Source organism: Halobellus ordinarius (assembly GCF_031823395.1).
Lineage (GTDB): Archaea > Halobacteriota > Halobacteria > Halobacteriales > Haloferacaceae > Haloquadratum > Haloquadratum ordinarius.
This window is the reverse complement of the sequence record NZ_JAVQKJ010000005.1, coordinates 21,312-38,172: the sequence shown is the minus strand read 5'-3', so window position 1 is coordinate 38,172 and position 16,861 is coordinate 21,312. Positions and strand designations below refer to the sequence as shown.

At 66.8% G+C, this 16,861-nt stretch carries 17 protein-coding genes; 3 read left to right on the top strand and 14 right to left on the bottom strand.

Translation table 11 applies throughout. The annotated features are described in order from the left end of the window. Nucleotides 1-37: 37 nt before the first annotated feature. The 9 genes from RJT48_RS06755 to RJT48_RS06715 form a co-directional block, all read right to left on the bottom strand. Complete coding sequence (locus RJT48_RS06755) at nucleotides 38-1,270, bottom strand: DUF8167 domain-containing protein (RefSeq protein WP_311171500.1); 1,233 nt, start codon at nucleotides 1,268-1,270, stop codon at nucleotides 38-40. Beyond that, a complete protein-coding gene (locus RJT48_RS06750; RefSeq protein ID WP_311171499.1) occupies nucleotides 1,267-2,517 on the bottom strand; it encodes a potassium channel family protein in 1,251 nt (416 codons plus the stop codon). Before RJT48_RS06750 ends, RJT48_RS06755 begins: the two co-directional genes overlap by 4 nt. Nucleotides 2,518-2,523: 6 nt before the next feature. Further along, complete coding sequence (locus tag RJT48_RS06745) at nucleotides 2,524-2,697, bottom strand: hypothetical protein (RefSeq protein ID WP_311171498.1); 174 nt, start codon at nucleotides 2,695-2,697, stop codon at nucleotides 2,524-2,526. 39 nt (nucleotides 2,698-2,736) lie between these two features. Then, on the bottom strand, nucleotides 2,737-3,825 hold the full coding sequence (locus RJT48_RS06740; RefSeq protein WP_311171497.1) for an AbrB/MazE/SpoVT family DNA-binding domain-containing protein: 1,089 nt from the start codon (nucleotides 3,823-3,825) through the stop codon (nucleotides 2,737-2,739). 3 nt (nucleotides 3,826-3,828) lie between these two features. Beyond that, the gene (gene phoU / locus RJT48_RS06735; RefSeq protein WP_311171496.1) at nucleotides 3,829-4,500 is read right to left on the bottom strand and encodes a phosphate signaling complex protein PhoU; all 672 of its coding nucleotides are present in this window, start codon (nucleotides 4,498-4,500) and stop codon (nucleotides 3,829-3,831) included. A 6-nt stretch (nucleotides 4,501-4,506) separates the two neighbouring features. Then, nucleotides 4,507-5,418, bottom strand: a complete 912-nt coding sequence (gene pstB, locus RJT48_RS06730; protein WP_311171495.1) for a phosphate ABC transporter ATP-binding protein PstB — start codon at nucleotides 5,416-5,418, stop codon at nucleotides 4,507-4,509. Then, on the bottom strand, nucleotides 5,411-7,021 hold the full coding sequence (gene pstA, locus RJT48_RS06725; protein WP_311171494.1) for a phosphate ABC transporter permease PstA: 1,611 nt from the start codon (nucleotides 7,019-7,021) through the stop codon (nucleotides 5,411-5,413). The genes pstB and pstA overlap by 8 nt, the downstream gene beginning before the upstream one ends. Continuing rightward, on the bottom strand, nucleotides 7,021-8,142 hold the full coding sequence (pstC, locus tag RJT48_RS06720) for a phosphate ABC transporter permease subunit PstC (protein ID WP_311171493.1): 1,122 nt from the start codon (nucleotides 8,140-8,142) through the stop codon (nucleotides 7,021-7,023). Before pstC ends, pstA begins: the two co-directional genes overlap by 1 nt. A gap of 63 nt (nucleotides 8,143-8,205) precedes the next feature. Continuing rightward, complete coding sequence (locus RJT48_RS06715) at nucleotides 8,206-9,402, bottom strand: substrate-binding domain-containing protein (protein WP_311171492.1); 1,197 nt, start codon at nucleotides 9,400-9,402, stop codon at nucleotides 8,206-8,208. A gap of 199 nt (nucleotides 9,403-9,601) precedes the next feature. Here RJT48_RS06715 and RJT48_RS06710 point away from each other — a divergent pair, with 199 nt between their 5' ends. From RJT48_RS06710 to RJT48_RS06700, 3 genes are all read left to right on the top strand, one after another. Continuing rightward, a complete protein-coding gene (locus RJT48_RS06710) occupies nucleotides 9,602-10,534 on the top strand; it encodes a coiled-coil domain-containing protein (RefSeq protein ID WP_311171491.1) in 933 nt (310 codons plus the stop codon). Between the two features lie 104 nt (nucleotides 10,535-10,638). After that, nucleotides 10,639-10,881: a DUF7511 domain-containing protein gene (locus RJT48_RS06705; protein ID WP_311171490.1), complete on the top strand. Its 243-nt coding sequence runs from the start codon at nucleotides 10,639-10,641 to the stop codon at nucleotides 10,879-10,881. Between the two features lie 61 nt (nucleotides 10,882-10,942). Further along, nucleotides 10,943-12,214: an NAD-binding protein gene (locus tag RJT48_RS06700; protein WP_311171489.1), complete on the top strand. Its 1,272-nt coding sequence runs from the start codon at nucleotides 10,943-10,945 to the stop codon at nucleotides 12,212-12,214. A 28-nt stretch (nucleotides 12,215-12,242) separates the two neighbouring features. On the opposite strand, the gene RJT48_RS06695 is transcribed toward RJT48_RS06700, so the two are convergent. The 5 genes from RJT48_RS06695 to RJT48_RS06675 all read right to left on the bottom strand — a co-directional run bounded on the left by RJT48_RS06695 (nucleotide 12,243) and on the right by RJT48_RS06675 (nucleotide 16,833). Then, nucleotides 12,243-13,688, bottom strand: coding sequence for a universal stress protein (locus RJT48_RS06695; protein WP_311171488.1), 1,446 nt, complete (start codon nucleotides 13,686-13,688; stop codon nucleotides 12,243-12,245). Between the two features lies 1 nt (nucleotide 13,689). After that, nucleotides 13,690-14,418, bottom strand: coding sequence for a guanosine phosphorylase (locus RJT48_RS06690; RefSeq protein ID WP_311171487.1), 729 nt, complete (start codon nucleotides 14,416-14,418; stop codon nucleotides 13,690-13,692). A 61-nt stretch (nucleotides 14,419-14,479) separates the two neighbouring features. Next, a complete protein-coding gene (locus RJT48_RS06685; protein ID WP_311171486.1) occupies nucleotides 14,480-15,049 on the bottom strand; it encodes a hypothetical protein in 570 nt (189 codons plus the stop codon). After that, nucleotides 15,046-15,906: an ATP-dependent ribose-1-phosphate kinase gene (locus RJT48_RS06680; RefSeq protein WP_311171485.1), complete on the bottom strand. Its 861-nt coding sequence runs from the start codon at nucleotides 15,904-15,906 to the stop codon at nucleotides 15,046-15,048. The genes RJT48_RS06685 and RJT48_RS06680 overlap by 4 nt, the downstream gene beginning before the upstream one ends. Before the next feature lie 108 nt (nucleotides 15,907-16,014). Continuing rightward, nucleotides 16,015-16,833 carry a DUF63 family protein gene (locus tag RJT48_RS06675; RefSeq protein ID WP_311171484.1) on the bottom strand — a complete coding sequence of 273 codons (819 nt, stop codon included), beginning with the start codon at nucleotides 16,831-16,833 and terminating at the stop codon, nucleotides 16,015-16,017. Between the last annotated feature and the right edge of the window lie 28 nt (nucleotides 16,834-16,861).

Here is a 16,861-nt window from a genome sequence, read left to right as displayed (position 1 = left end):
AGGCGAGTTGAGCGTTACGGGGTTGGACGAGCCGCCCTTACTTCCGCTCCGGTGCTGTCGCCTCCCCAGCGACCTTTCGGAGCCGTTCCGGCCGGGCCACGAGATACAGTTCGTCCCCCGCGAGCAGTTCACGTCCCCGTGCTGGGATCGGCTCGATCCCGCTGTCCTCGCTCCGAACCGCGGCGACCGTTGCTTCGACGTTCCCGACGGTCGCGCCGTCGAGTTGGCTGCCAGCGCCGACAGTGACGACGTCCATCGTCTCGTCGGCGGCGCGGAGCAGGGAGGTGAACTCCCGCTCTGCGCCGGGGTCCGTCGGGAGCGTGAGGAGCCGGTAGGTCCCCGCCGGATCCAGCGCCGCGGCGTCGGTCTCGTCGAGGATGACAGTCGCGATGTCCTCTGTCGACGCCCGGAGTTCGCCGCTTACGACGCGCTTTGCGGTTCCCTCCTCGGTCCGTTGCCACAACTGGATCGCGTCGCCGGCCGAGGCGCCCGAACCGGGATCTGCCCGGACCGCTACCGCGGCAAACCCCGGTGCGAGGGTCGTGCCGAGTCCCGCGACGCGCTGACCGAGACCGAGGCGCGTGACCGTCCCGTCGTCGTCGAGGTCGATGTCGACGTAGCCGACGCTGTAATCCTCCTTCAGCCTCGTGACGACGCGCGCCCGCAAGTCGTCGCCGCGGAGGTGCCGGGGGACGAGGAGCGTCTTGCCCGCGACGGCCTCCTTCGTCTCCGCCGCGACCGGTTCGTAGCCCTCGATATCGTCGATCTCCTCGGCTCCCTCGGGCAGTTCGACTGGTCGGACGCGCCCGACGTTGCTGACGAGTCTGCTCACGTTCGTTTCGAGTTCGCGCGAGCCCGACACGGCGAACGCACTCGTGGTGACCCGATCGCCCACAGCCCGGCCCGCGGGCGAGACGACGATCGCGGCCACGAGCGTCGCCGCGTTCACCAGCACGACCGTCGGATCGAACACCGTCCCGGGGTTCTCGCCGACCGCCTGCTGGAAGAGGCCGATCGCGTTGAGATACAGCGCGACGCCAGAGGCGCCGAACAGGGTCGCCAGCCACGCCGGGATCTCCTCGCGGGTATACCACCGATAGACCACTGCCGCCGCCGCGGCGAGGGCGGCCGCGAGGATGGCCAGCCCCACGACCTGCATTACCGCCTCGACGACCGTCAGATCGGCCGGAATCGCTCCGGCCGCGCCGATCTGCGCTTGCGTCCCTACACTCGACCGAATCACCGCGCCGGCTTGCACTGTCGCGATCACGCCACCACCTCCCTGAACGCGTCCAGGTTGGCCGTGCTGCCGACGACGATCAGTTCGTCGCCGGGGGCGATCTGCTGGGAGCCGCGCGGGCCGATCGTCCACGACCGGTCGTGGCGGATCGCGAGCACTGCCACGCCGTGGGCGTCGCGCAGCGCCGCCTCCCCGAGCGTGGTATCCGCGAGCGGGCTGTCGTCATCGACGGCGACCCGCCGGAACCGTTTGCCGGTCCGCCGGAGCAGCCCCACGAGTTCGAACTCGCGCCTGACTCCCCGCGAGCGGACCGCGAGACGGACGGCGTCGGCCGCGAGCAATGCCGTCGCTGTCGCGCGGTCAGCGGCGAGCGTGGCGCGGGCAGCGCCGCCGACCGCTGTCGGCGTCGAGACGGTGGCCGGTGTCGCAGGAGTGTCGTCACCGCCGTCCGGCTTCGGTCCCTCGGCGGTCGATTCGCCCGGCTCTTTGCCGCCGTGAATGGGCTCTCGATCCGTTTCGACGACCCCGAGCAAGCGCGCGTCGTGGCGTTCCCCGTCAGCGACGACCGTCACCTCGTCGCCCGCGGCCGCGCCCGTCGGGACCAGCGCCTCCACTGACACGGCGCGTTCGCCGGGCGCGAGTCGCTTCGAGAGCCCGCTCGTCGGCGGGGCGGCAGCGACGGTGGCGCGCCCGCGCTCGTCGATGGTGGCCGACACCTCGAGGAGGTCGTAGTCGGTCCGGAGTGTGGCGGCGAGCCGGTCTTCCAGTTCGACCAGGGGCAGATCTGCCGGAAAGGTCCACGTCTCCGCCCGAATCGCCGACCGGGTCGCCGCCGGGAGCGGCGGATATCCCTCGATGTCGCCGACGTCGCCGACGACGGACACCTCGACCTGTCCGCGGCCCCCCACGCGTTCGACGACGTCGGTCGAGAGCGTCCGCTTCGTGAGTTCCCGGAGGCTGAGCCGCTTGGGGAGCGACGCTCCCATCTTGTCTCCCTGTCCGTGCGCGTAGAGGGTCCCCATCAGGACGACCAGCAGTGCGACCGTCAGCCGCAGCTGGTTCGCCGAGCCGGTCAGCGACGGATCCGCGAGCGCCAGCAGGCCACCGTTGAGACCCGCGATCATCACGCCCAGGCCGACGACTCCGAGCCCAGGGATGGTGATGCCGGTGAAGTACTTGAAGCCGAATCCGAGCACCCACGCGATGAGGGCGGGGACGAGCCCCGTCAACACTCCGAGATAGAGGCCGTACAGAATCTCAACTGGGAGCGACGCCATCGGCGGCTACTCACGGGCCCGCGGTAAACACTTGTCGCTGCCGACAGCGTCGAGCGGGACAGCGGCCGCGAACGAAGCGTCGAGCGGGACAGCGGCCGCGAACGAAGCGTCGAGCGGGACAGCGGCCGCGAACGAAGCGTCGAGCGGGACAGCGGCCGCGAACGAAGCGTCGAGCGGCACAGCGGCCGCGAACGAAGCGCCGAGCGGAGTCCGACGGGATTAGCGCGTCTCACCGTCCGCGTCAGCCGGGGTCGACGCTTCCGGCGAATCGGTTTCGGCCGGAATGTCGTCGTCGGCATCCGCCGTGACATCCAACTCGCCGCGGCGGATCGCCCGCCGCAGCGCCAGTTCGGCGATGTTGCCGCCGTGTTCGACCGTCCGCCGGAGCCGGTCGTAGGCCAGTCGATACCGAAGATCCGCGTTCGCGGGTGGTTCGGAGTCCGCTTCGAGGGCATCGAGGGCGGCCAAAACGGCGTCGCGGTCGCTCAGCACGCGCTGCGCGACACCGACGTCGAGGTCACCCACCACGACGCTCACGGCGTCGGCGACGACCTCCCGGGCTCGTTCGGCGAGTGCAGCGGTCCGTTCACGTGCCGTGTCCGTCATCCGCGCGTCCGTCGTCGCCGCGACCGTGGTGAGCCCCTCGGCGTGGTCGGCCACGCGCTCTAGTTCCCGTGTGGTCAGCCACAGCTCGAACAGCTCCGAACGGGTGACGCCGAGAGCGTCCACCTCGTCGAGACGGGAGAGCCCGCGACCGAACGACCGCTCGATCAACGCATACAGCCGGTCGGCCTGTTCGTCGCGTCCGGCGAGCGATTCCGGGGGCTTCGCTCCCGTCAAGGCGGCGGTCGCATCCCGGTGCATCGACAGCGCGACGAACCGGAGTTGTCTGACCGACTGGTGGACCGAGATTTCTCCGGGATCCAGCGGCGTCACGAGGCGGATCGACCCGTCGCGTTCTTCGACGACTGAGACGCCGGTGAGGTTCTGGACGGTCCGCTCGACAACGCGTCGCTGCTCGGACGTGAACCCCTCATCGGAGCGGAGCGTCACCTCGGACGCGCCGGCGGCGTAGGCAGCGCGGACGATCTGTTCGAGGGACTCCGCATCGGCGTGCTCCACGCCGACGGTGATCTCCTCGGGAAGTTCGTCGATCTCACCCTCGGTCTGGATCGCGACGACGCCGTCGATGTGGGTGTGGAGGTTGACGACGTCGCCCGCGTCGAGTCCCTGAGACTCGGCCCACTTCCGGGGGAGTGACACGGTGTAGGTGCCGCCGCCGACCGACTGTATCTTGCGTGTCTCCATCGGTCAGTAGATGAGTTCCGGATCGTTTTCGACCATATACAGCGTCCGTGCGGCGATGTTGACCGCGTGATCGGCGATCCGTTCCAGATCCCGAATCGTCAGGAGGATCCGCGAGACGTCGTCGAGCAGCCGTTCGACCGCCCACGGATCGGTTTTGGTTTCGTCCTCGATCAACCCTCGGGTGACAGTGTCGCTGGCCCGCTGACAGAGCGCGTCGATTTCGTCGTCGCGTCGGGCGATCTCACGGCAGGCGGCCGCATCTTCCGACGCGTAAGCTTCGAGACTTCGTTCGAGGAGTACTACGGCGTCACGACCGATATCGCGGAAATCGACATCCAGTTCGCCCGGCCTGTGTCCCGATCGAGCGTACTGCACGAGATTGACGGCCAGGTCGCCGACCCGTTCGAGGTCGGTGATGATCTTAAAGGAAGCAACGACGGTCCGGAGGTCGCCAGCAACGGGCTTCTGCAGCGCGATCAGGTCGATACATCGGCGTTCGAGATCGAGATACCGGTCGTTTATTTCTTCGTCGCCGGCAGCGATGCCGAACGACGGAACCTCGCCGGTGCCGATGCCGCCGACAGCCACTTCGAGCCGTTCGAGGACGAGCTCTCCCATCGCAAGTACGTCCCCGCGAAGGTCCGATAGCGACTCCTGGTACGATTCGCGCGCCACGCACGATCACCCGAACTTGCCGGTGATGTAATCCTCGACGCGTTCGCTTTGGGGGTTTTCGAAGACCTGGTCCGTGTCGCCGTACTCGACGAGTTCCCCACCGGTGAGGAACACGGCAGTCTGATCTGAGATCCGCGCGGCCTGCTGCATGTTGTGCGTGACGATCACGACCGTGTACTCCTCGCTGAGGTCGTCGATGAGGTCTTCGATCTTCGCTGTCGCGATCGGATCGAGTGCGGAGGCCGGCTCGTCCATCAGAATGACTTCCGGGTCCACGGAGAGACACCGGGCAATGCAGAGGCGTTGCTGCTGGCCGCCGGAGAGGCCGAGCGCGTTGTCGTCGAGCCGGGCTTCGACCTCGTCCCACAGCGCAGCATCCCGGAGACACTGCTCGACCAGTTCGTCTCGGGCGCCCTCGTTGCTGCGGCCGAGGAGTCGGGCGAGCAGACCGGTATTGATGTCGCCGTGCTTTTCGGGGCCGTATGCGACGTTCTCCCGGATGGACTTCGGGAACGGGTTCGGCGACTGGAACACCATCCCGACGCGCTTGCGGAGTTCAACGAGGTTTACACCCTCCTGATAGATCTCTTGATCGTCCAAGGTAACGGAGCCGTCGATCCGCGCGCTGGACACGCGGTCGTTCATCCGATTGAGACACCGGAGGAACGTGGATTTGCCGCAGCCTGACGGCCCGATGAGCGCGGTGACGCTCTGTTCGGGAATCTCCATCGAGACGCCGCAGAGGGCCTGATCGTCCCCGTAGTAGACGTCGAGGTCCTCGACGGCGATCTTCGTGGCGGCGTCGAAGGAGTAGTCGCGCCACTCCTCGCGCACCCGTTCGTCGGTCTCGCCCGCCGTCGTCTCGACAGCGCTGTCGGTGCCTCCCGTGTCGGTCGACATCTGTTGTGATTTACTCATAGTTGAGCTTCCTCCGGAAGTAGTACCGCGCCCCGATCCCGATCGCGTAGAACGAAAGCACCACCAGAAGGAGGACGAACGCGGTTGCCCACTGGAACTGCTCCGGTGAGGTGACGCTGTCGCCCAGCCCGACGCCGGCCGTGATCAGGGCGTACAGCTGGAACGGGAGCGCGGTCGTCGCCTGGAGGAGTTCGGGGTTGGCGACGAACGGCGGCGTCGAGGTGAACTGGAAGCCGCCGATGACGTCGACTGTCTGTCCGCCCGGCACGAACGTGCCGCCCGTCATCGTCAGCAGGATCGGGGCTGTCTCGCCGGCGATCCGTCCGACGCCGAGGATGACGCCGGTCACGACGCCGGGAAGCGCTGCGGGGACCACGACGCTCCGGATGGTCTGCCACTTCGAGACGCCGAGTGCCGCGCTCGCATCGCGGTATTCGTCTGGGACCGCGAGCATCGCCTCGCGGCTCGTGATCAGCACCAGCGGCAGGAGCATAAACCCGAGCGTCAGCATCCCTGAGAGCAGGGACTTGCCGCCGCCGAACCGCGGGACGAGGAAGGCAAAGCCGAAGAGCCCGAACACGATGCTCGGCGTGCTCCAGAGCCCGTTTGTCGCAACTTCGACGACCTGCGTGAACCGACCTCGCTCGGCGTACTCGGTCAAGAAGATCGCCGCCCCGACGCCCAGCGGGACTGCGAACAGGACTGCGCCGATCACCAGCCAGATCGTTCCGGCGATCGCCGGTAGCACGCCCTGGAAGTCGTTGAGCAGCGCCACCCCGTTCATCACGAAGGGAAGGGACACGGGAAGGGAAATGCCGAAGACCGTCGGACCGACCCCTGAGCCGAACTCGGCGCCGGTGAACAGTCCTGGCAGACCCCTGAACGTGGTGAAGGCGATCAGCAGGAACAGGACACCGACGATCGAGCCAGCGTTCAGGTAGATGAGCAGGTACGCTCCCATCCGCCGGCCGCGGGCGCCGAAGCCGCCGTAGGCCTTCGCCGCCGCCCACCCGGTCAGGAGGGCACAGAACAGGGTGCCAACGGGGATGACGAACTCCGCGGTCAGCGACGCCTGCTGCTCGAAGTTCAGCTCCCAGACCCACCTCGGACCGATAGTGCCAGTGAGGTAGGCCGCACCCGTGAGCAGGCTCACAGCGCCCGCTGGGACGGTTGAACCGATGTCTTCTCGGGGGATAGCGGTCACTGCGAAGGCCGCGCCACCGACGAAGAGCGCAGCGACGGTCGAGCCGATCTCGCCCGCGTTCAACACCTGCGCCGCGACCGCTCCGCCGATCGTGAACCACACGATCGAGAATGCCGCGGACGCGACGAGGCCGGCGCTCGTGCTCGGTTGGGTCTCGACGGCACCCAGAGACGAGCCGACGCCGAACACGATCACGGCCCCCCCGAGCAGCAGCAGAACGCCGCCCAGTATCGCGACGACCGGCACGCCGCCGATCGGATCGCTGATCGTGATCACCTCGAAGAGGGCCGCAAGCGACATCACGAAGAGGGTCGCCGCTAGCCCGATGGCCACGGCCGCGACCGCCGTCGCCCGCGAGGTATCCTGGCTAACGAGCCGGGTCTCGGTCGCACCCGCCATCAGTTCTCACCCCCCAGTTTCCGTCGCATCTGCCATTCGATGTACTGCGAACCGATCGAGATGACGAGAACCGTGATAAAGAGGATGACGCCCGCGGCGAACAGCGCGTCCATCTGCAGGCCGTCGGCCTCGCCGTAGTTGTTCGCGATCAGCGAGGTGAGCGTCGCCTGCCCGTAGAAGGCGTTGTACAGCGGCTTCGTCAGCTGTGGAACCCCGCGCAGCATCACCGTCGCCGCCATCGTCTCGCCGATCGCCCGCCCGACCCCGAGCAGAACCGCTGCGGAGACGCCCGAGAAGGCGGCCGGCAGCGTGATCGACGTCATCGTCTGCCAGTCGGTGGTTCCCATCGCGAGCGACCCGCTTTTCATCGATTCTGGCACGCTGCTCAGGGCGTCCTCGGCGACCGAGACGACCGTGGGAAGCGCCATCAGCCCGACGACGATCCCGACGAACAGGTACGATCCCTGGCCGGTCGTCCGGAACTGATCGGCGGCCCACGGGCTCAGGATGGTGAATCCGATGAACCCGTAGACGATCGAGGGGATGCCTGCGAGGATCTCGATGCCGGGTTTGACGACCTCACGAACCGTCGCGGGGGCGATTTCGGAGAGGAAAAGCGCCGCGGAGACGCCCAGCGGCGCGGCGACGGCGGTCGCGATGATCGTCACCATCGCCGTGCCGTGGATCATCGGCACCATCGAGTACCGCACCGGATCCGACACAGCGTTCCACCGAGCCTGCGTGAACATCCGGACTCCCGGCACGGTGATGCCGAACACTGTGCCGCTCTCGTGGACGAAGACCGGAATCGACTCCACGAGGATGAACAGGGTGATCAAAACCAGGATCAGGATGGTCGAAGCCGTCATCGCGAGGGTCAGCATTCGGGCGGTCAACCCCTGGTGCCGGATCCACCCGTACCCGGCCGTCGCGAGGAAAGCCGCAAACGGGACGATCGTCAGCGGGGAGACAAGGAGGAACCCGGCGAGTGCCGCAAGTAGCGAGACCACCATCACGCCGACGGTGACAATCGCCCGCGGCTCCTGGTCGGCGACGAATCCCGACAGCCGTTGCCACCGTCGCGTGAGCGCGTCGCGCGCGTCGGTTTGTACCCCGATCATATCGTGTCTCGTGTCTGGGTTGTCTCGAAAAATCCGAACTGTGTGCGGGCCACGGACGTCGCGTTACGCCTGGTCCGGCAGCTTCGCCGCCTCGGACTCGATGTCTGCGGTCGGAAGCGGGATGTAGTTGTTCTGCTCGACGAACACCTGCTGTCCGAACGAGGTCAGGAACATATTCAGGAACGCGCCCTCCCGCAGATCGGTTCCGCTCGGTGTTTCGTCGTCGATCCGCGTGTACATATGGAGGTCGCGGTTGAGCGGGTAGGCGCTGTCGAAGATGGTGTTTTCGGCGTCCTTGTCCGGCTCATAGAGCGTTCCCTCGAACTCGATCCCGATCGGCTGGACGGAGTCGCTCGTGAACGCCAGCGCCATATACGCGATCGCGCCGTCGTTGTTCGAGACCGCCTCGGCGACCTGCTGGTTCTGCCCGAACCGCGAATCGACGCCCGGCATCGCCGCGTCGGCGCCGCCGAGCATATTCAGCCGGAACGCGGTGTCGGTCCCGGAGCCCTCAGCACGGCCGATGACGAAAATCTCCTGATCGGGGCCGCCGATCTCCGACCAGTTCGTGATCTCGTCTTGGTAGATCCCGCGGATCTGCTCACCGGTGAGCTGCGTGACGCCGGCATCGTAGATGTCGCTGCTGACGACGACCGGCTGGCCGTCGCGGCCGACCACGTGGTCGACGTAGTTGTCCTGGGCCTCCTCCTCGCTGAGATCCAGTTCCGCGGTGATCGGCCCCGAGGAGTTGCCGATGTCGACGAGGCCGTCACGGACTGCCTTACACCCGGTCCCGGAGTGACTCAGACTCACCGTCGTCGGGAACGGCGGTTCGGAGCGCTGGTTCGTCGGCTCGAACCCGTACAGCCCCGCGAAGTAGTCGGCGAGGTTCTGGTCGGTGTCGAGTTCGTCCCACCCGGGGACGGTGCTCTCGTCGTTCGACCCCCAGTACTCGCCGTCGCTCGGCGGCGCGTTCGCGTTCCAGTAGGAACTGCCCTTGTTCGAGATGGGGTACACCGTCGACGATCCTTCGGCGTTGAGGAGATCCGTGTTCATCCCGTCGTCGCCGCCCGAACTGCTACTGGTCTCGGCGCCGTTCCCGCCCGAGTCGCCGCCGCTGTCGTCCGAGACATCGTTGCCGCCGTTTCCGCCTTCGCCTTCGGCGGAACAGCCGGCCAGCCCGGCCGCCCCGATCGCCCCCGAGGTGAGGAGGAATTTCCGGCGTGATACTCCTGTGTCGCCCGAGTTGCCTTCTGGCATCAACTGGTGCTACCCCGATGCTGAATAAACCCCTTTATAATACCCCTATCGTGGAATCAGTGCGACGAGGAAACACCCGGGAGTGCTCTACCCGACTCCGGACGGATATATATCGCTCCCGAGCCGTCCGAACGTCTCCGGTTCCCTCGATACCGAAATTACCGAAGATATACGAATTAGAGGCGTCGAAACCATCGATATGAGCAAAGAGGCTTCGGTCGGAGTCCCGGTCGACGACGTGATCGACGCGGTCGACGACTGCGACCCCGCTACCACGCGGGAGGCGCTCGATCCCGTCACCGTCGACGGGGCGGTCACCCGAGACGCCATCGAGGCTGCGGTTTCGGACACCTCGAAACTCCTCGCCACCGCCGAGACGCGAGTCGAACTTGTCGGGAACGCCTACGACGACGCAGTTGCGGCTGCCGATCCTGTTTCGCACCTGGACATCGTCCGAGTGCGACTCGACGCGTTCGCCGAACGACTCTCGGCCGTCGAATCGCGGATCTCGGAGTTACGGCCCGATCTGACGGTTCCTGCGGACCTCTCGGAGCGCCCCCAGTCGGCATATGAACTCGCGATGGAGCTTCGGGAGGTCGCAACCGACGCACAGGGCATCGCCAGAACGGCAGACGACCTCTCTTTCGACATCGACGAGTTCAATTCGTGGCTGGAACGGCCCGCCCGACGGCACCAGGAGTTCGCGGAGGACGTCGACCTCGTCCGTAATTCGGTCGAGGAACTCGCGGCTGTTGTGGAGAAACTGCCGGGTGAGACGGCTGACTCGGCGGCCCAGTGGGCGGATGCGAGGATGCGGGCGCACGTCTTATCGCTTCTGGCCTCCGACCTCCGCGCCGAACTCCGGGACCTCCGCGCCCTCGCCGAGCGCGACGGGACCGAGGTCCCGGTAGACCTTCCCACGCGGCTGGAGCAAATCGAGACCCGCACCGCCGAGATCGAGGCGGAACTCGAAGCGCGTGCCGACCGGGCGTGGCGCGACCGGTTCGGAAGCGACCTCGCGGCTTTCGAGGATGCTCTCGATCCGTTCGAGCCGCCGGTCGATTGGGGCGCCGTCGAGCGAATCGCCGCGGAACACCGGCCGGAGACAGCGATGGCAAGCGACGCCGAGTGAGCGATCCGCCGGAGTGCTACTCTCTGCTATTGTCTCCTGTATAGCCGTCCGGACCACAATTAGCAGCGACTATGCCGCGGTCCCGAGAACCGCCGACTGTCACGATGAGCGGTTCAGAGTCCCCCACCAACGGCAGTGACGACCCGATCAGTCAACGTGCGGCGAGGGACGTGAGGTCGCCGTGGCGGTCCGACCGCGAGCCAGCGTTACGCTTGGCGGTCGTTGACCAGGATGGTCGCCCCGACCGCGCGACGATTCACCCGCCCGACCTCACCGGAACCGCGCGGCTCGAAACCTGGCTGTCCGTCGACCTGTCCGTCGTGGTCGAACTTTCCGCGTGGCGGTGAATCGGACAGAGCCAGCGACGCGAACGAGTCTTTTTAACTCAGTAGGGTAGGAGAGTGAGATATGGCGCTCTCGCGGGACTGGCTCGGCGCGCGCGCGGCTGTCGTGCTGACGCTTCTGGTCGGTCTCCTGTCAGTCGTGACCGGGATCGCCAACATCGGCATCGGCAGCGCCGCCGACTTCCAACTGCTCGGGGTGACCGTCCCGGGCGTGGTCCGCCAGGTGACCGCGTTCACGGGGACCCTGACGGGATTCCTTCTGCTTTTGACCGCGTTCGGGCTCAGACGACGACTGCGCACGGCGTGGTACGCGACGCTGTTCCTGTGTCCGGTCACGGCCCTGCAGGGAGTCCTGCAGTCCTCGCAGCTGTCGCTCCCGCTGATCGGCCTGTCGATCCTGACGCTGCTCGTGGTGGGATTGAACGTTCGGGCCTTCGAACGGGAACTATCCCTGTCGACCAGTCAGATCGCGTCGCTATCGGCACTCGCCGGCGCGCAGGCCTACGGGACCGCCGGGGCGTTCGCGCTCCGAGAGGAGTTCGACGGCGTCGAAACCCTGCTGGACGCGTTCTACTTCACTCTCGTGACCGGCAGCACCGTCGGCTACGGCGACATCACCCCCAACTCCGCGATGGGTGAACTGTTCGCGCTGTCGGTCGTGCTCGTGACCGTCTCGTCGTTCGCCGTCGTTCTCGGGGTGGTCTTCACGCCGCTGATCGAAGCGCGACTCTCGAAAGCACTCGGACGTATGACAGAAGAACAACTCGACGTACTGGAAAACCACGTCCTCGTCCTCGGATACGGGGACCTGACGGAACCGATTCTCGAAGAACTCACCGGCAAAGCCGACGTTCTGGTCGTCGTGCCCGAAGAGGAAAGAGCACGTCGACTCTCGGATCGCGGCTACACCGTCCTCACCGACGATCCCAGCGACGAGGACGCCCAGCAGCGCGGCAGGGTCAACGTCGCACGGGCCGTCGTGGCCGCGACCGAGAACGACGCGGAGGACGCACTCACGATCCTGACCGCGCGACAACTGAACCCGGAGGTGACGATCGTGGCCGCCGCAACCCAGCGGGAGAACGTGAACAAACTGAAGCGGGCCGGCGCCGACACAGTCATCAGTCCGGCGGCGCTCGGAGCGCACTTCCTCGCGGAGTCCGCGCTCGGCGGTGAGGGCGCCGAGACGCTCGAAACCCGACTGCTCGGGACTCAGGGCGACGAGGAGATGGAAGCGGCCGCCGAGGCCGTCGAAGAAACTGATGGCTCGAACACCGATCGTGTCGCTGATCACGGCGATACCGATACGGATTCGGACTCTGCACCGGACGAATGAGGCCGAAGCGTCGATCGGTCTCGGTCGCCTACGGCGCCCCGCGATCGAACACTGCGACGTCGCACTCGAGGTCGCGGACACGGCGGAACGTCGGCGGCGAGACGAGCCGCGAGACGGGCGAGCGGTCGCCGCTGGACCCGAGCACGAGCAGGTCGTAGCTGTCGGCGTTGGCCGCGATGAAGTCGTCGACCGACGACCGCGCGACGCGGGTTTCGACGCTCGCGTCGACGGTCTCGACGAGGTGGTCCAGGTGTGTCTCGGCCCGGCGACGCTCCCCCTCGCTGTCGATGCACGTCGTGACGCTCACGGTTCCGCGACCTCGGGTGAGTCGGCTTCCGAAGTCGATCATCGCGTGAGCGGTGTCGCCCGGTCTGGAGACCAAAACCAGCACCCGGTTCCAGCGACGGCGCTCCGCGGCCGATCGGAACGCCACCGAGTCGATACGGCTGTTGAAGATACTGCGGACGAATCCGGACAGCGCGCCGTTTTCTTCCTCGTACGGCGTCACGATCAGATCGCAGTTGGCTGTCTGTGCTGCTTCGATCGTCGCCCGGGCGGGGTCGCCCGCGACGACGACGACCTCACAGGGGATGCCCACCTTGGTGCGCAGCATCGACGCGATCGCTTCGAGCCGGCGAACGCGGTCGTCTGTCGTCGCCGTTAGCGACTGCTCGGCCCCAGCACTCGACTCCCCGTCGCTGTGGGATTCGGCGTCGACACTGCTGTTCTCGTCGGATTCGACGACTTCACAGAGGACCACCTTCCCGGCGTCGTGTGCGGCGGCGAGCCACGCGCCGAAAAACGCGGTTCGTTCGCCCGCCTCGCCCCGCAACGGGACGAGGACGTGGTCGTCGCCCCGGACCGTGTCGTAGAGGAATCTCGCGCGCTGCTCGTAGAACGCCTCCCGCCAGACCACGAACGCGATTGCGACGACCGAGGCGGCTAGGATGATACTGACGACGTACGCCGCCGGGTTGATATCGCCGGTCACGAGCGCCAGAAGTGCCGTCGAGAACGCCGAGGGTGCCTCGATGTCGGCCGCCCACGTCACCAGGCCGGTGAGGAAGATCGCGAGCGCGGCACTTTCCGGGAGGACGCTTCCGCCGCCGATTCCGCCGTAGACCCAGCCGGTTGCCGTGTGTGCGGCGAGCCCACAGAAACCGCCCGCGCTCAGACTCGCGACGAACCTGACCGGGTCGGCGTAGGGGCCTTCGGGATCCGACACGAGCGTGTACGTCCCCGAGGCCAGCGGCGGGAACAACAGAAACGAGAGCGTCTGGATCTGATTCGAGAGGTAGGTGACGAGGCCGATGACCACCGGGACGAACAGCACGATCGACAGGTGCAGCAGGTTGGTCGTGTTCTGGATCCAGCGACGGAACTCCGACAGTTCGCGTCGCTCGATCCGCCGGACGCGACTCCTGAGTGCTCTGAGGCGTTCGCCCACGACCTCGAGGAGTCGCCGCCCGGCCATCCTACGCGAGTTCGACGACCGCGTCGAGCGTGAGCGCGATCGCCCGTTCGACGTTGTTCTTCGCCTTCTCGGGCAGTTCCGAGTCGGAGTCGGCGCCCTTCTGTGTCCCTTCGACCAGGTTGCCGTCGACCGTACAGATCGCACCGGCCGCCATCCCTTTGCGCCGCGCGAGCGAGAACACCGCGGCGGCCTCCATCTCGATCGCCAGCAGGTTCGCGGCCTCCCACGACTCGACGTAGTCGTCGGTCTCGTTGTAGAAGGCGTCGTCGGAGACGATCGGGCCGACGTGGACGTCCTCGCCGTTGTCCTCGGCGGCGTCGACCAGTGCCGAGAGGACGTCATAGTCCGGGACCGCCGGGATCACGGCGTCCTCGTAGCGCTTCGAGGTGCCTTCCTCCTTGGCTGCGCCGGTCGCGACGACCATATCACCGATCTCGATTCCTTCCTGCAGTGCGCCTGTCGTCCCAACGCGGATGACGGTTTCGACGCCCACGCGGGAGAGTTCCTCCACCGCGATCGCGGCTGACGGACAGCCGATACCGGTCGAACAGATCGTCAGGGGAACGCCCTCGTAGGTGGCGTTGACGATCTTGTACTCGCGGTTCTCTGCGACCGTCTCCGGGTTCTCACACTGGCCGGCGATGCGATCGACGCGGCCGGGATCGCCCGGAATGAGCGCAACGTCGTTCACGTCGCCGGGTTCGATCAGCAGGTGGGGTTGTTTCGCCATACCGGGGTACTCGGTGGTTGCGGTGAAAAGCGACGCGGTCAGTCCGCCGGTACGGGACTGTTCACAGCGCTGTCGTCAGCGTCGGAACGATGACGCCGACGCCGACGCCGAAGACGACCGCGGCACGGAGCCACTGGCCGCGAACCGCGGTCGCCCGCTCCTCGTAGATTCGGCGGCCCGCACGCGGGAGCACAAAGTGTGCGAAAAAGCCGTAGACGAACGCGGCGACGGCGATCGTTGCAGCGAGGTGCGGCACCAGAGCGACGCCGCCGACGGCCATCACGTCCGGGAAGAGCGACGATGCCGAGAGGTACACGACGCCGTAGAGTCCGCCCGCGAGGATTCCGACCACGTGGTGGACGACCATCGCAGCCGCGAACGTTACTTCCGACGGCGTCGTGCGTTTGAGCACGGCGGTCGCAACGTAGGCCGGTGTGAACCCATCGTCACCCTGCGACATCGGAACGTCCATCGCGACCGCCGCGAGCAAGCCCGATACGCTACAGGCGAGGAGAAACCGTCCGAGCAACGCGGGAGCCTCTGCCACGGCGTCGAAGGAGACTGCCGCCACTGCCGCGATGTGGCTCGGTGCGGCCCTCGTGACGGCGAGTGTGAACGGCAGGTCGATCATTCGCCGATGAAAGCGTCGACGTCGTCCCAGGTGAGCGAGGTTCGTGCGCCCGGGGCTTGCGCGACGAGTGCACCGCAGGCGTTCGCGACAGCGAGTGCCCGTTCGCGGTCCGCGCCGTCGACGAGTGCGGCGATGAACCCCGCAGCGAAGGCATCGCCCGCACCGGTCGTATCGACGACGTCGATCGGGTAGCCCGGATGGGCGACTCGTTCACCGTCTCTGATCTCCGCGCCCTCCGGCCCGCGTTTGAGAACGAGCGTCTGCTCCGTCAGATCGAACGCATCGAGCGCGAGTGCGGCCTCGCGGTCGTTCAAGAACAGATACTCCACGGCGGAAATCGCCGGTCCGTAGCCACGATCACCGATCCGGCGGCCGGGGTCGAAGCTGACCGTAAGCCCGTGCTCTTTGGCACGTTCCGCGAGTCGTGCTGCCGTCTCGGGGTCCTGACTCGTCATATGCAGATGTTCGGCGTCCGCGAGGTTGGACTCCGGGAGATCCGACGCCTCGAAGGTCTCGTTGGCACCGTCGCAGCCGAGCACCATCACCTCCCCCGAGGAGTCGACGACAATGTACTTCCGCGTCGTCGGCAGCTCCGGCGCCGTGACGACGTGGGATACGTCGACACCCGCATCGGTCAGTTCCTCCCGGGCGCGCCGTCCCTCCTCGTCGTCGCCGACGCCTCCGAGGAGCGCCACGTCGCAGCCGAGGTCAGCCAACCCTATCGCCACGTTCCCGGCGCTCCCGCCGCCACCGGCACGCCGGTCCGTGACCGGAACCTCGCCGTCGGGGTCCGGCAGGGCGTCGACGCGGAGCGTCACGTCCCAGTTCAGGTGCCCGGCGCAGATGATTCGTGGCATCTCTCGGAGGGACGACTCCGGATCACAAAAGCGCTCGGTGTTGCCGATAGGGGGAATTCCCTCCCCTGCAGCGCGAGCACTGGGTTGGAACAACTCACTCAGGAGTCATCACGGAACCGTCGTGACGGTGAAGAGGAGGAGATTGTGAACGCCCGGGCCGAGTCCGACGGCCGCGACGAACCCGAGTAACACCTGCGCTTCGGTCGGCTCCTCGCGGACGACGTCGGCGAAGAGCCACACCACGATCGAGACGACGGCGATCTTGACGAGGACGAAGAGCCATCCCGAGCCGATGAGCGGTTCCGTGGGTAGTCCGTGCGCGAATTCGATGATGATGCGCGATAGCGGCGTCCGCTCGTCGAATCCCAGGACGTCGATTCCGACCGCCGTCGACACGCCGTCGAGAACGTGCGCGAAGACGGCCAGTGCGCCGAGCGATCCTGTCTGGCGGATTTCCGGCACCAGCCGTGTGAGTGTCACCCAGACGGCGGCTGCGACGACCACGGCGAGAACGAGTCCGGCAAGCGGGACAGCAGGTGCGAACGTCCCTCCCTCCGCACCAGCGACGAGAACGCCACCCACGGCACCGAGAGCGAGTAGCCCACCAACGGACGCAAGCGTGCGAGCTACCACCGATCCTCTGACCGCATCGATCACGACCCACGCCCCCACAGCGATGATACCGACGGTAAGATAGACTGCTGGCGTCCCCGCCAGCGGTCGAACCGGTTCCGGAAGGCCGCCGATCACGTAGAGAACGTGTAAGGCCGAACCGAGGACCATCCACGGCGCAAAGGCCAAGATTCGATCGGCGGTCACGGTCGGACGGCGTCGAGAGACCGCTCCGGCGACGATGATCACCCCCACGACGAGAACCGCAAGATAGGGCAGCGGCGGGAGGGCAAACCCCTCCGGGAGTATTGCCATACCCGGACGTTCGGAGCCTTCGGCAAAA

What these genes read in the sequence shown, in the direction of transcription:
- RJT48_RS06750 (WP_311171499.1), bottom strand. Translation starts at nt 2,517, where the DNA reads ATGGCGTCGCTCCCAGTTGAGATTCTGTACGGCCTCTATCTCGGAGTG.
- RJT48_RS06740 (WP_311171497.1), bottom strand. Translation starts at nt 3,825, where the DNA reads ATGGAGACACGCAAGATACAGTCGGTCGGCGGCGGCACCTACACCGTG.
- pstB (WP_311171495.1), bottom strand. Translation starts at nt 5,418, where the DNA reads ATGAGTAAATCACAACAGATGTCGACCGACACGGGAGGCACCGACAGC.
- pstA (WP_311171494.1), bottom strand. Translation starts at nt 7,021, where the DNA reads ATGGCGGGTGCGACCGAGACCCGGCTCGTTAGCCAGGATACCTCGCGG.
- pstC (WP_311171493.1), bottom strand. Translation starts at nt 8,142, where the DNA reads ATGATCGGGGTACAAACCGACGCGCGCGACGCGCTCACGCGACGGTGG.
- RJT48_RS06715 (WP_311171492.1), bottom strand. Translation starts at nt 9,402, where the DNA reads ATGCCAGAAGGCAACTCGGGCGACACAGGAGTATCACGCCGGAAATTC.
- RJT48_RS06710 (WP_311171491.1), top strand. Translation starts at nt 9,602, where the DNA reads ATGAGCAAAGAGGCTTCGGTCGGAGTCCCGGTCGACGACGTGATCGAC.
- RJT48_RS06705 (WP_311171490.1), top strand. Translation starts at nt 10,639, where the DNA reads ATGAGCGGTTCAGAGTCCCCCACCAACGGCAGTGACGACCCGATCAGT.
- RJT48_RS06700 (WP_311171489.1), top strand. Translation starts at nt 10,943, where the DNA reads ATGGCGCTCTCGCGGGACTGGCTCGGCGCGCGCGCGGCTGTCGTGCTG.
- RJT48_RS06695 (WP_311171488.1), bottom strand. Translation starts at nt 13,688, where the DNA reads ATGGCCGGGCGGCGACTCCTCGAGGTCGTGGGCGAACGCCTCAGAGCA.
- RJT48_RS06690 (WP_311171487.1), bottom strand. Translation starts at nt 14,418, where the DNA reads ATGGCGAAACAACCCCACCTGCTGATCGAACCCGGCGACGTGAACGAC.
- RJT48_RS06685 (WP_311171486.1), bottom strand. Translation starts at nt 15,049, where the DNA reads ATGATCGACCTGCCGTTCACACTCGCCGTCACGAGGGCCGCACCGAGC.
- RJT48_RS06680 (WP_311171485.1), bottom strand. Translation starts at nt 15,906, where the DNA reads ATGCCACGAATCATCTGCGCCGGGCACCTGAACTGGGACGTGACGCTC.
- RJT48_RS06675 (WP_311171484.1), bottom strand. Translation starts at nt 16,833, where the DNA reads ATGGCAATACTCCCGGAGGGGTTTGCCCTCCCGCCGCTGCCCTATCTT.